The organism is Vibrio sp. (assembly GCF_038138445.1).
Taxonomy (GTDB): Bacteria; Pseudomonadota; Gammaproteobacteria; order Enterobacterales; family Vibrionaceae; genus Vibrio.
In genome coordinates this window covers 17,984-31,324 of record NZ_JAYQDQ010000016.1, presented here as the reverse complement: position 1 = coordinate 31,324, position 13,341 = coordinate 17,984, and the positions used below count along the sequence as shown (strand labels likewise).

At 41.9% G+C, this 13,341-nt stretch carries 9 protein-coding genes and 1 pseudogene; 4 read left to right on the top strand and 6 right to left on the bottom strand.

The genetic code is table 11. The features are described 5' to 3' along the window. Positions 1 to 12: 12 nt before the first annotated feature. The 5 genes and pseudogenes from AAFM34_RS06855 to AAFM34_RS06835 form a co-directional block, all read right to left on the bottom strand. Positions 13 to 336, bottom strand: coding sequence for an MSHA biogenesis protein MshK (locus AAFM34_RS06855; RefSeq protein WP_341661247.1), 324 nt, complete (start codon positions 334 to 336; stop codon positions 13 to 15). Next, the gene (gspM, locus tag AAFM34_RS06850) at positions 329 to 976 is read right to left on the bottom strand and encodes a type II secretion system protein GspM (RefSeq protein WP_341661287.1); all 648 of its coding nucleotides are present in this window, start codon (positions 974 to 976) and stop codon (positions 329 to 331) included. The genes AAFM34_RS06855 and gspM overlap by 8 nt, the downstream gene beginning before the upstream one ends. Further along, positions 976 to 2,413: pseudogene (locus AAFM34_RS06845) on the bottom strand (MSHA biogenesis protein MshI). The gene gspM and the pseudogene AAFM34_RS06845 overlap by 1 nt, the downstream one beginning before the upstream one ends. After that, positions 2,410 to 4,425: an RNase E specificity factor CsrD gene (csrD, locus tag AAFM34_RS06840; RefSeq protein WP_341661245.1), complete on the bottom strand. Its 2,016-nt coding sequence runs from the start codon at positions 4,423 to 4,425 to the stop codon at positions 2,410 to 2,412. Before csrD ends, AAFM34_RS06845 begins: the two are co-directional and overlap by 4 nt. A 147-nt stretch (positions 4,426 to 4,572) precedes the next feature. Next, entirely contained in the window at positions 4,573 to 5,121 is a 549-nt protein-coding gene (locus AAFM34_RS06835; RefSeq protein WP_341661242.1) for a single-stranded DNA-binding protein, read from the bottom strand. A gap of 270 nt (positions 5,122 to 5,391) precedes the next feature. Between AAFM34_RS06835 and AAFM34_RS06830 the strand changes: the two genes are divergently transcribed. The 4 genes from AAFM34_RS06830 to AAFM34_RS06815 all read left to right on the top strand — a co-directional run bounded on the left by AAFM34_RS06830 (position 5,392) and on the right by AAFM34_RS06815 (position 11,803). After that, a complete protein-coding gene (locus AAFM34_RS06830) occupies positions 5,392 to 6,039 on the top strand; it encodes a LuxR C-terminal-related transcriptional regulator (RefSeq protein WP_341661240.1) in 648 nt (215 codons plus the stop codon). Positions 6,040 to 6,145: 106 nt separating this feature from the next. Next, a complete protein-coding gene (gene galU / locus AAFM34_RS06825; protein ID WP_341661238.1) occupies positions 6,146 to 7,018 on the top strand; it encodes a UTP--glucose-1-phosphate uridylyltransferase GalU in 873 nt (290 codons plus the stop codon). 128 nt (positions 7,019 to 7,146) lie between these two features. Then, positions 7,147 to 9,969, top strand: coding sequence for an excinuclease ABC subunit UvrA (gene uvrA, locus AAFM34_RS06820; RefSeq protein ID WP_341661236.1), 2,823 nt, complete (start codon positions 7,147 to 7,149; stop codon positions 9,967 to 9,969). Positions 9,970 to 10,027: 58 nt separating this feature from the next. Continuing rightward, positions 10,028 to 11,803: a PglL family O-oligosaccharyltransferase gene (locus AAFM34_RS06815; RefSeq protein WP_341661234.1), complete on the top strand. Its 1,776-nt coding sequence runs from the start codon at positions 10,028 to 10,030 to the stop codon at positions 11,801 to 11,803. A 42-nt stretch (positions 11,804 to 11,845) separates the two neighbouring features. Here the strand turns inward: AAFM34_RS06815 and AAFM34_RS06810 are convergent, their stop codons facing one another. Next, a complete protein-coding gene (locus tag AAFM34_RS06810) occupies positions 11,846 to 12,967 on the bottom strand; it encodes an alanine--glyoxylate aminotransferase family protein (protein ID WP_341661232.1) in 1,122 nt (373 codons plus the stop codon). Between the last annotated feature and the right edge of the window lie 374 nt (positions 12,968 to 13,341).

The window sequence follows — 13,341 nt, the reverse complement described above, 5'->3', positions numbered from 1 at the left end:
ATCTAAAATACCTTAATGTTTAATATCCTGAGTAAAAATCTCGAGCTTCCATTGTTTCCCTCCACGCGAAAGCGTCACTAACTGAGCATCAATCTGACTAACGTTAAAGCCATTTACCATTTCGCCTACCACCACCACCTTGTCGCTCAGCACTGCTTGGCATTTCCCTGCACTTAAACAGACTATACTTTGCAGTTTAGGTAATGGCTGCTGAACCTTCTTACTATTAGACTCGACTGAATCAGTTTTTTTCCAGCCAAGCGGTGCTGTAGGGTCTTGCGAAGCAACTCCCAACAATGAGTAGACCAGCAATATAGCGCCCAAAACTCTAACCACCAATAAACTCCTGCCTTGTCCCCAAAGTGTATACCTCGATAGTCACACGCGCGTTTGGATAATCATCTACTGCGTAATCAAAACTATTCCAGTAGTAATTGACTGGCATAGATTCCAAAGTGTTTAAATAAGTCAAAATTGAAAAATAGCCACCGGTTAACTCTATTCTCACAGGATGCACGAAATACCCTGTCTGGCTTTGATTATCAGCCCCCAAAATCGGCTGGGGTTGCAAGGACTCTAACAGTACAAGCTTTAGTCCTTGTGTTTCAGCCAATACCTTCTCTAGTAACTGAGCCATTTCACTAGGTGAAATAAAGTCTTCCATAATCAAAGCTAGCTGCTTGGACAACCTTTGGCTCTCAGTGAGAAGTTTTTTGTATTCCTTGTTCAAGTTTTCATTCGGATCTTTCTTTAGCTTAGCAGTAACTATCAATATATCTGCTTCAAGCCTTTGAAGATTTTGTGAGGTCAGTGTAACTTGGCGCTCCAACTCCTGATTTGATTTTGCTAAGGGTTCGATCAACCAAGCTGACATAGTCAGAATAATGACAACGAAACCGCAGATGACCAAAAGGAGCTTTTCCCTTTGATTCAAGGATTTAAACTTAGTATCCAGTTGATTCCATATCGGGTGCATCACTTTCGCTCTCGCTGACTATTCAACTCAAAAGTCACTATGTCTTGGTCATTGCGCCCGATTCGTAGCTGTTCGAATCTACGACCGACTAAATTGACCTCAGATTGAAACTGGCTAACCCAGTTAGGTATGGCTTTCGGCTCACGAGCTAAACCCTGTAAATCCAGAGTGTCAGCATCAATAAAAATGCGGTTAAGAGAAATATCCTGGCGACCTAACTTAGCCAAAGCTTTCATCACTCCTGAATATCCTAATTGCTGGGACTCATCAAATTCTGCCACTGCTTTTAATGAAGCACGTTTAGCTTGAATATCAGTTTTGAGCCTCTCTACTGCCGCTATCTTGGCAGCAGAGGGCTTATGTATAGCAAGACGTTGATTAAGCTCGGATAACTCTTGTTGTGCTTGCTGCTGCTGGGCAAGATAGCGCTTAAGATCACTATTTAAATACGCGTGTTGAAAATAGAGATATCCGATGACTGCGAGCAAAAAAACCGCAACAAGAGCCCAGCCAATGGCTATATTGGCTAAGGTAAAATATTCTATTTTAGGTTTAAGTGATTCAGGGTAGAGGTTTACCGCATTGGCTCCCAACTGAGAGACAAATTTAATTAATACTTCTCCCGACTCACACTGCTCCTCTGTTAAGCTAGCAACACTAACATTTAAGCGTTCATTTAATGCTTCCACTAACTCATGCAATTCCTCTTCATCACAACACACTTTCATTTTGTGCAGAGAGGTACCTCTAAGCTGTGATGACAGGTAATCAATAGAACGTTGCAGTTCCAAGGCAATACCGTCCAGTTGCAAAACGCTGGTTGCAACACCGGTTAATGGTGAAGCTATGCCTCGCATGGTTCTTTGGAAAGCACAGTGGTGCTCAACAAAAGCACTCACTCTAAAACTGCGCTGTTTACTTCGCTGCAAAAGCAAAAAGCTATTATCTTCAGGCGCTGAAACACCCCATACTTCATCTTCAACCAAGACTCGCCCTAGTTGGATATCGAGTGCCAATAGCATTTGCTGCAATTCAACAATCAGACTTTTCACCACCACGTATACTTGCAATTTATTGCCAGTAGGCAACTCTGTCGCATCGGCAATAATATCTGTCACTTTTTCACTGATCAGATCTTTGAGTAAAAAAGGCAATGCTCCAGTTAGTTCTGAAGAAGGAATGTTAGGTTTGTCAATTTGATACGTCTGGTAGAGCTTTGAATTGAGTACAATGTCGAGAGTCAAATTGGAAACATCAAGTTCATCAAGTGTACTGCGCAGAGTCTCTTGCCAAGAAGCTCCATCAACGGAGGTCTTGGCAGGAAGATCAACGCCAGCTAGCTGCGAAAAATAATTCGTTCGGTTGAACGACAACCGTCAAACTGTTGCGTACCTGATTGCTACGCTTAAATTTCCCTATTAATGACTGAATATTCATTTACTGCTAACTTTTCGCCACCGATTACGACGGCCAATCTTGACTTGACTGGCCATCACCACTTTCTTCTCTAGTTCCGCTTTTGGCAACAACTGTTGTTCTGGCTGAAAATAACGCCCTTGAACTCCTTGGACACCTAAACGCATCATGGTTTTGTATTCTTGTTTGTTGTCCACCCCAACCGCAATAACTTGTGTTTTTAGTCCTTCACAAGCTCCCAATAAACTTCGAACAAAAAGTTGGTTTTCATCACGCTGATCGATTTGCTTGACTAAACTCCTGTGCAGTTTAAGAAAATCGACCGGTAAGTCTTTTAGGTAGTGAGTACTTACTATAGAGCGTCCTGCTTGCCCAACAGCAACCCTGCACCCTAGCCCAGCTATCATTTTTATCACTGGCCTCATATAGTCCAAGTGTTTAACCAACCTTGCTTCAGCAAATTCAAACACTAACTGTTTTCGTTGTCTTGAGGTTAATTGTAGTAGTTCATACTGAAACCACTTAAGATAACTTCGATCAGCAAATGGAACTACATGTATATTGATAGCGTAACACATTCTTTTTGATGATACTTTTAGAAATTCAATTATCGCAGTGAATACCTCGCGATCCAATACCGCTTCATACCCAACAGATTCAATCGCTGAGTTGAATCGAGAGGCTTTAATCAACCCTTTATCAGGTTCGTTGAGCCTGACAAAAACTTCATTATGGTCAAATATTCTCTCTTTATGGGAGTCGAGTAGATAGCAAGGCTGGCAATAAATAGCCAACTTGTCTGCTTGAATAGATAAATCAAACAAGGTACGCCAGCGTACATTCCCTCGCTCCTCATCTTGGTATTGACGTTTCTTGAATTTATTCCATGTATTCACGCGCTGTAACTGAGCGCTTTTTAAGGCCGTTTCTGCTTCATCTAGAATGCGCTCCTGAGTTTCTCCCTCTCGATACATAGTAATACCTATATGTATCCAATTGTCTTTTTCTAACGGTGCTGGAGCTTGCAATTTGGTTAACTGATTGAGGCTATTTGTGGCAATGTTGGACACGTCTTTGCTGCTCAAATGAGGTGCGAATATGGCAAAATCTGACTCATAATATCGAGACAAAATCACATCAGGATAGCGCTGAATAATATTATTTAGGCTCTCGCCAATACTGATCACAAAATCATCAGCGGTTTGCTTACCGGATTCTTCTTGTAACTGCTCCCAATCGTCAATACGCAACAGCAAAACACCACCATGAGAACCATGCTCAGACAAGGCAGCTTCAAGTTTACTATCAAATAAAACTCGATTCGCAGTTCCTGTTAGTTGATCTAAAAAAGTTTGAGTGCGAATAAAGGTGTCAAAGCGGCTGCGTTCTTGACGAGCATCTTGCAGCTCTTCAATTAAACTATCTAAAGCTTCACTCGCCGTATAAGGCCACTCCTTAACATCACCTTTTGCATATTCTTCAACACGGCCTGCAAGGATCATTCTTCCTCGCTCTTCAAGCATCTCTGATCCCGCTAGTTGCTCCTTCAACCATTTAACACCACGCACAAGACAGAAGACAATTAAGATCACAGCTAAGGTAATAGACCACAGAGCTTGAATAGAGTAGCCATAGCCTATGTAGGGGGGAACCGCTTTAAAATGAAGGCGATAATCAGGATTTCGTTCCAACTTATATTCGGTGTCATAGAGCAAGGCTTGTTCAACAGTAGAAGAGGTATCTATGTAACGGTAAATAATGCCATTATCAGAGAGCAGTTCCATTTCTATAATATTTGAAGCTCTTAGCATTTTAGGCATCCATCGCTGCAGAGAATCCGCCGCATCCGGATCTTCCATTTCCTTGTCTAGAACTTCAACAATACCCTCTAGTGAATGCTCAAGGTATTCTTGCCCCAAACGTTTGAATGAAAGAGTTCCACCTAAAAACAAAATAAACATCGCACTAATGACAATAAGGGTAACAAAAGCAACTAAGCGAGTGCTTAGCTTTAAGGTAGGTGTATACCTCATAGATGACGAATTCCTTTTCATGGAAATTATTAGCTCAGAGCCCAAAATAAGAGGGAAATAAACTCAAATTCTACTCAGTGATAAGTTTATTGTTTTAACTATATAAAAAGGCCGCGAAATTCGCGGCTTTTTTCAAGATTCAGATAGTTAAAAAGGGATGTCGTCATCAAAATCCATCGGAGGCTCATTATATTGAGGCTGACTTGGAGCCTGATTCGAAGGCTGAGAATAGTTTTGCTGTGTTTGAGGAGCTTGGCTTTGTTGTATTGCAGGCTGTTGAGGCTGTCCCCAACCACCTTGCTGCTGTGGCTGTCCCATGCTTTGAGCCGGCGCACCACCTTGAGCACGGCCACCCAACATCTGCATAACACCATTAAAGCCTTGAACCACCACTTCCGTTGAATAACGATCTTGACCATTCTGATCTTGCCACTTACGAGTCTGTAGTTGACCTTCGATGTAGACCTGAGAACCTTTGCGTAAATACTCACCAGCTACTTCAGCTAATTTGCCAAACAGAGACACACGGTGCCACTCTGTTTTCTCACGCTGCTCTCCTGTGGTCTTATCACGCCAACTCTCGGAAGTCGCTATTGTAATATTTGCAACGGCGCCACCATTTGGCATATAACGTACTTCTGGGTCTGAACCCAGATTACCGACTAATATAACTTTGTTGATTCCACGGCTCGCCATGATTCGCTCCGTCTAAATTGATTCATTAACATAATAGGCCACAAGGATAACACGCTTTAGCCGATGAACAAATTGCAATCCACGCAATGAACCTTTCCCACCACTGCCCACTCATTATTCTAGAGTAAATACCTGCCATTACGTGATTGATAGATCTAAAATTTACTTATTTATATGAAACTTAACGCAATACTATAATCGGGATTCGCACTTTGAAACGTTCTCCTTCACCCTGTTTGCATGTTTCTATTAAGTGTAAGATTAATTTCTATGGCCAAAAACATCTATGCTCGAACGATTTACTTCCTCACTGAACAAAATAAACAGAGTGATCCGATCATCGATCAAATTCAAAAACTATTGTGCGTTGAAATTCCTTACATTGAGCCTAACGACCTCATGTATGCGATGCAGTTACACAAACATAAGATCTTGATGATAGATCATCAGCATTATCAATCACTGAACAATCAAATTCGCGATTTACCACTCTCTAATAAAATGTTTGAAACCATTTTATTTAATGTCGAAAAACGATTAACAACCGAAGAAATACTCTGCTTTGGCAATATAAAAGCCTTATTTTATCGCCATGAGTCTATAGAGTCGATTGCACGTGGGTGTGAAGAAGTCATCAACAGTCAAAACTGGCTACCACGTAAAGTCACAGCACAACTGATTCACTATTATAGGCACGTAATACTGAGTCAAACGTCTCCAGCAACGGTCGACCTAACTTCTAGAGAAATTCAGATTTTGCGCTGCTTAAAAACGGGGGCTTCCAACCTGCAAATTGCAGACGACCTGTTTATCAGTGAATTTACTGTAAAATCTCATCTTTATCAGATTTTTAAAAAGCTTTCAGTGAAAAACAGAGTACAAGCTATTGCTTGGGCTAATCAGCATATGCTGTCTTAAATATGAGTCAAGGAGCCCAAATCAGCTTTATTCAAATTTAGTAATGGAATAAAAAATGCTATAGTCGCGCCAATTTATGAGACCAATTAATGACAAAGGTATTATCATGATTAAAAAGTGCCTCTTTCCAGCAGCAGGCTATGGCACACGTTTTCTACCAGCAACCAAATCAATGCCAAAAGAGATGATGCCAGTCGTCAATAAGCCTCTTATTGAGTATGGTGTTGAAGAAGCAATTCAAGCTGGAATGGACGGGATGTGTATTGTTACTGGTCGTGGCAAACACTCAATCATGGATCATTTTGATAAAAACTATGAATTAGAGCATCAGATTAGCGGTACCAACAAGGAAGAACTTCTCGTCGATATTCGTGACATTATTGACAGTGCCAACTTCACCTACATCCGTCAACGTGAAATGAAAGGGCTGGGCCATGCTATATTGACTGGCCGTGAACTGATTGGCGATGAACCTTTTGCTGTCGTTTTAGCTGACGATTTATGCGTTAATGATCAAGACGGTGTTTTGGCACAAATGGTGGCGCTCTTTAAACAGTTTCGCTGTTCTATTGTTGCGGTTCAAGAAGTGCCTGCTGATGAAACCCATAAGTACGGAGTTATCTCAGGTGAGATGATCAAAGATGACATCTATCGCGTTGACAATATGGTTGAGAAACCAGAATCTGGAACGGCACCAAGCAATTTAGCCATCATAGGTCGCTATATCTTGACGCCCGATATTTTCGAGTTAATCGAAAATACGGAGCCAGGAAAAGGTGGCGAGATCCAAATCACTGATGCACTACTAAAGCAAGCGCAAGCAGGCTGTGTTCTCGCGTATAAATTTAAGGGAACACGCTTTGATTGCGGAAGCGTTGAAGGCTACATCGAAGCAACCAATTACTGCTTTGAAAATCTTTATCTTAAAGACAGCAAAAAGTCTGAGCTGGGTAAGCAATCAACAACCAAAGAGTCGTAGTTATCAGACTAAACAGTGACCTATAGCTTAATAGATACAGGTCACTGTTTTTTTATCCAGTATTTTCTTTGAACATCAATCACTCTATGTAATACTTAGCCCACTTATTTTTACATTGGGCGATAGTAATGGATAAGATCGACATTCGCGGTGCACGCACTCATAACCTCAAAGAGGTTAACCTCTCCATCCCACGCGATAAGCTTATCGTTATTACTGGGTTATCTGGCTCAGGTAAGTCCTCATTAGCCTTTGATACCCTTTATGCAGAAGGACAACGTCGCTACGTAGAGTCTCTTTCTGCCTACGCGCGTCAATTTCTATCATTGATGGAAAAGCCTGATGTCGACCATATTGAAGGTTTATCTCCGGCGATTTCTATTGAGCAAAAATCAACCTCTCATAACCCTCGTTCAACGGTAGGGACTATTACTGAAGTCTACGACTATCTTCGTTTGCTTTATGCGCGAGTCGGAGAGCCGCGCTGTCCAGAACACCAAGTTCCACTAAGTGCCCAAACCATTTCGCAAATGGTGGATAAAGTACTTGAGCTCCCTGAAGGTTCTAAAATGATGCTACTCGCCCCTATCATTAAGGAGCGCAAAGGAGAACATGTTAAAACACTTGAAAATCTAGCAGCACAAGGGTTTATTCGAGCTAGAATTGACGGTGACATTTGCGACTTGTCCGATCCCCCAACGCTGGAGCTACATAAAAAGCACACCATTGAAGTGGTCGTTGATCGATTTAAGGTGCGTAAAGATCTTCAGCAAAGACTGGCTGAATCTTTCGAAACAACACTTGAGTTATCAGGAGGTATTGCTGTTGTCACTTCAATGGGAGGCGAGGGAGAAGAAATCATTTTTTCTGCTAATTTTGCGTGCCCGCACTGTGGATACAGTATGCAAGAACTCGAGCCCAGATTATTCTCATTCAATAACCCAGCAGGAGCTTGCCACACCTGTGATGGACTAGGTGTTCAGCAATACTTTGACCCTCAAAGGATAGTGATCGATGACAATCTTAGTCTTGCAAAAGGCGCAATACGAGGTTGGGATCAAAAGAACTACTATTACTTTCAGATGTTGTCTTCACTGGCTGAGCACTTCAAGTTCGACCTAGACGTTCCCTTTAATTCTCTTTCGAGTAAAGTTCAGGATATTATCCTTAAAGGGTCAGGAAGAGTTGAGATAGAGTTTAAGTACATCAATGACAGAGGGGATATCAGAGTCAAACGTCACCCTTTTGAAGGTATTTTAAATAATTTGGAGCGCCGATACAGGGATACTGAATCCAATTCCGTTCGAGAAGACCTAGCCAAATATATTTCCACTCGAACTTGCAGTAGCTGTGATGGAAGCCGCTTAAGACTTGAAGCTCGCAATGTCTTTATTGGTGAAACCAGCCTACCTGAAATTGTCGAACTTAGCATTGCGGATGCACTGGTATTCTTTGAGTCACTGAAATTGGAAGGTCAACGAGCTCAAATAGCAGAAAAGGTGATGAAAGAAGTGAATGATCGCCTGCAATTTTTAGTCAACGTAGGCCTAAATTACCTCAATCTTTCACGAAGTGCAGAAACACTCTCTGGTGGAGAAGCTCAGCGTATCAGACTAGCAAGCCAAATAGGTGCAGGGTTAGTTGGCGTGATGTATGTGCTTGATGAGCCATCAATTGGCCTACATCAACGTGATAATGAACGACTATTAAAAACATTAACTCATCTACGTGATCTAGGTAATACAGTACTGGTCGTCGAACATGATGAAGATGCAATAAAAATGGCTGATCATGTGATTGATATCGGCCCAGGTGCTGGAGTGCATGGCGGAGAAGTGGTTGCACAAGGCACAGTGGCAGACGTTATCGCAACACCAAGATCCCTCACAGGACAGTACCTAAGTGGAAAGAAAGAAATCACTATACCCAGTCAACGTACGCCAAAAGATGAGAATAAAGTAGTAACACTTAGCGGCGCATCAGGAAACAACCTAAAAGATGTCACATTAGACATTCCAGTAGGCCTATTTAGTTGTATTACCGGCGTATCTGGCTCTGGAAAATCAACATTAATCAATGATACTTTCTTTAAAATCGCTCACACCCAGCTCAATGGAGCAACCACTGCCACGCCAGCCCCATACAAAAAAATAACGGGTCTGGAACACTTTGACAAAGTCATTGATATTGACCAGAGCCCAATAGGGCGCACTCCACGTTCAAATCCAGCGACTTACACAGGTATTTTTACTCCAATTAGAGAATTGTTTGCTGGAACCCAAGAAGCACGTTCGCGTGGTTACAAACCCGGACGCTTTAGCTTCAATGTTCGCGGAGGAAGGTGTGAAGCTTGTCAGGGCGATGGCGTCATAAAAGTTGAGATGCACTTTTTACCAGATGTATACGTTCCTTGTGATGTGTGTAAGGGTAAGCGCTATAATCGCGAAACCTTAGAGGTACATTACAAAGGCAAAACCATTGACCAAGTTCTAGACATGACAGTAGAAGATGCACGCGCATTTTTTGACCCTGTACCTGTTATTGCTCGAAAGTTGCAAACCTTAATCGATGTCGGGCTGTCTTATATCCGTCTTGGTCAAGCAGCAACAACCTTATCAGGAGGCGAAGCGCAACGAGTAAAGCTAGCCCGAGAGCTTTCGAAGAGAGACACTGGAAAAACATTGTATATTTTGGATGAACCTACCACAGGTCTTCATTTTCATGATATCCAGCAGCTGCTCACAGTACTTCACCGCCTTCGAGATCATGGTAATACAGTGGTAGTCATTGAGCATAACCTCGATGTAATCAAAACCTCCGATTGGATCATCGATTTAGGACCAGAAGGGGGACAAGGAGGAGGAGAGATTATTGCTCAAGGCACACCAGAAGATGTTGCTAAAATAGCTGGCTCTCACACAGCAAGATTTCTCAAGCCTATGTTAAAATAAACAAAAACTCAGCATAACAGGCCACCTTTGGTCTGTTATCTTTCAAGGATATTAACCAATGGCAAGTACTCACCTTACTGGCACAAATTTGGAACCCCAGAAGCCTAAGTTGCCAATGACTAAACCTTTTCTTGCCTCCATTGCGATCATTTTTCTTCTTGGCATGCATGTGTTCATGCCTAACCCAGGTGGTTCTGGACTTGAATTGTCGTTCAACACAACAACATGGATTGCGGTTAGCATATCTTTGGCAATAGGACTTTATCAGATAGGTACCCAAGGGTTCATAAGATACAACAAACTTACCATAGGTTTATTTATTTGCTGCGTATTGTTAACTCTCCCTGTTTTCTATCCAAAGTCAGATATTTCTCTTTCATTGGGTAGATTGTTTGGACTATGGTCTGGCATGGCGTTATTTTTATTGCTCCAGCAATTTCGATTCAGTAACAAACAAAAACAGCGCTTACTATGGTTTATTGCTATCGCCGTCTTGATTGAGTCGCTGTTTGGCTGGATACAATACCTGGTGCTCGAGCCTAACAATGCTTTTGGCTATAGTACTAGTGTCAATCGACCCTATGGGATTTTTCAGCAGCCTAATGTTATGGCTAGCTTTCTTGTAACAGGCCTAGCTTTATCTGGTTACCTGCTTACCAAGCATCCAAAAAAATATCACAGCAAAGTCAGTGAAGTTTCATTTCTCTATCTGATGCCCGCGTTGACTATTCCACTGATACTGTTTCTCGCTTCTCGAACAGGCTGGTTAAGTGGCTTTTTAGCTGTGTTATTGCTATTGCCCTATCTCTATAGGTTCGCAACTCCGAAACGATTCTGGGGCTGGATTGTTTCAATTTTAATAGGACTCATTATTGGTAGTAGTATCACCGTATTAATTGGTGAAACAGAACTTATGACAGAGAAAGCTCGGGTAAGCGATAAAGCCAGAGCTCTGTTCTTCCCACAAGCATTAGATATGTTGATTGAAAAGCCATTTACCGGCTATGGTTATGGCCGATTTGAACCAGAATATATCACTTACACTGCTCGACAGCATCAGTTGAATGCCAATTACGATCCTGGTTTTCCTTCGTTAGATCATCCTCATAATGAATTGCTTTTTTGGGGCGTTGAAGGTGGACTATTACCCGTTTTAGCTATCATTATTGCAGCCATAATTGTGTTATTAAGGATCTACAATGCCAAGAAAGGAACTCGTCTTGTCATGTTTGCTTTGTTTGTTCCTATCGTATTACATAGCCAACTCGAATACCCTTTCTACCACTCGGCAATCCATTGGATAACATTTATCATTTTACTTTTTTGGGTTGATCAACGTGCACGTTCATACCGAAGTACTTCAATTACTTTTATCACAAGAACTTCTCTTAGAGTGATGAGTTTAATCATCCCTGTTATTGTCAGTTTCTATATGCTCACCGCTTTACATACTAACTACATACTGACTAAGTTTGAAACTTCGACCATCAAAGATCCAAAACTTCTTGAGAAGGTCACAAACCCTATCCTATGGAAAGACAGGTACGATTGGGATATTTACAGCACTTACCTCAATATAGGTCTGCTTCAACAGGAAGCTAACTATATCCAGCCTTATATAGATTGGTCACTTAGAACCATCAGAAACAAGCCAAGGCCCGCGTTGTATAACAACCTAATTATTGCCTATCAAGGGTTAGGAGACACGGTTAGAGCAGAGCAAGTACGTAGCGAAGCGCAGTATCTATTTCCCAAACATGATTTTTCTAACGTTCAATATATTGCCCCAAACATCGATGCGCTCAAACCAAACATCGACCAACTATCAGAGTAAGTAATGGCGGTCGAATAGACCGCCCTATAGATTTATTGCCATTTATAAAGCCATGACTTCTTCTAACGCTCTTAAACACAGCGACACATTTTCATTTCTCGCACCATAGCCCATAAGTCCTATTCTCCATGCCTTACCAGCTAAGTACCCTAACCCTGCACCTATTTCAAGGTTGTACTGGTTTAACAACTGACCTCGAACTCTAGCGTCATCCATACCTTGAGGAACTGAAATGGTATTTAGCTGCGGTAAACGAACGCTCTCCTCAACAACAAACTCAAAACCTAATTTATCAAGGCCATTCTTAAGTTTATTGTGCATCTCTTGATGGCGTTTCCATGTGTTTTCGAGCCCTTCATTCTTTAGCATAACTAAAGACTCATGCAGAGCGTACAGACTGTTGACTGGAGCGGTATGGTGGTAGCTGCGCTTACCTTTGCCACTCCAATACCCAAGTACCAAACTTTGGTCTAAAAACCAACTTTGTACCGGAGTGCGCCTTGCTTGAATCTTCTCAATCGCAAGAGGTGAGAAAGTAACCGGAGACAATCCGGGCACGCAAGATAAACATTTCTGACTTCCCGAATAGACGGCATCTAGCTGCCATTCATCAACTTTTAGAGGTATCCCAGCCAGTGATGTAACAGTATCAACAATAGTCAAGACACCGTATTGCTTTGCTAATTTGCCCAGAGCCTTCGCATCACTCTGCGCACCTGTCGATGTTTCCGCATGAACAAAAGCCAATATCTTAGCATCAGGATGTGCTTTAAGAGCGCTCTCCACTTTATCTAAAGAGACAGCCTCACCCCAGTTGTCATCGACTATAACGGCGCTCCCTCCTGCGCGAATAACATTTTCGCGCATTCGCTCTCCAAATACACCATTGCGGCACACTATCACCTTATCGCCTGGTTCAATCAGATTAACAAAACATGCTTCCATACCTGCGCTTCCGGGCGCTGAGACCGCGATCGTAAAATCATTGTCGGTTTGAAAAGCGTATTTAAGGAGCTGTTTCAATTCATCCATCATGTTAACAAAAAGCGGGTCTAGATGGCCGACAGTTGGGCGACTTAATGCTTGCAATACTTGCGGTGAAATATCCGATGGACCTGGTCCCATGAGAATACGCTTGGGAGGAATAAAGCTCTGAATAGTCATCCTATGCTCCTTAGAAGCTGTGCATGTCACAAAGTGTAATTGCCACGATAAAACATATTGACCAGTCCAGCAATTTGACTAGGCATCTGAAATAGAAATCTTTATCACAAGTTTACGCATCTGACGAATCAAGCATGTTTCAATTGCCTCTGTCTTAGCTTGTACTATTGCCAAGCACACAATCTAACTCGCTATCTAATCGATTTTACACTAGGGTTTAAAGCTCAGGATCGCCATTTAATCAGCCTTTACTTGGTACAAGTTTCAGCCTAGAGAGAACAAGGTTCAGCAAGCAAAAAAACCTTTAGTAATCATCTATTTTTCTGTAGAAAAACATGGAAATCAAACCAAAATACTGTTTAAATATACAGTAT

Excerpts from the sequence above, each read along its gene's own strand:
- gspM (WP_341661287.1), bottom strand. The coding sequence starts at position 976 with ATGCACCCGATATGGAATCAACTGGATACTAAGTTTAAATCCTTGAAT.
- csrD (WP_341661245.1), bottom strand. The coding sequence starts at position 4,425 with ATGAGGTATACACCTACCTTAAAGCTAAGCACTCGCTTAGTTGCTTTT.
- AAFM34_RS06835 (WP_341661242.1), bottom strand. The coding sequence starts at position 5,121 with ATGGCGAGCCGTGGAATCAACAAAGTTATATTAGTCGGTAATCTGGGT.
- AAFM34_RS06830 (WP_341661240.1), top strand. The coding sequence starts at position 5,392 with ATGGCCAAAAACATCTATGCTCGAACGATTTACTTCCTCACTGAACAA.
- galU (WP_341661238.1), top strand. The coding sequence starts at position 6,146 with ATGATTAAAAAGTGCCTCTTTCCAGCAGCAGGCTATGGCACACGTTTT.
- uvrA (WP_341661236.1), top strand. The coding sequence starts at position 7,147 with ATGGATAAGATCGACATTCGCGGTGCACGCACTCATAACCTCAAAGAG.
- AAFM34_RS06815 (WP_341661234.1), top strand. The coding sequence starts at position 10,028 with ATGGCAAGTACTCACCTTACTGGCACAAATTTGGAACCCCAGAAGCCT.
- AAFM34_RS06810 (WP_341661232.1), bottom strand. The coding sequence starts at position 12,967 with ATGACTATTCAGAGCTTTATTCCTCCCAAGCGTATTCTCATGGGACCA.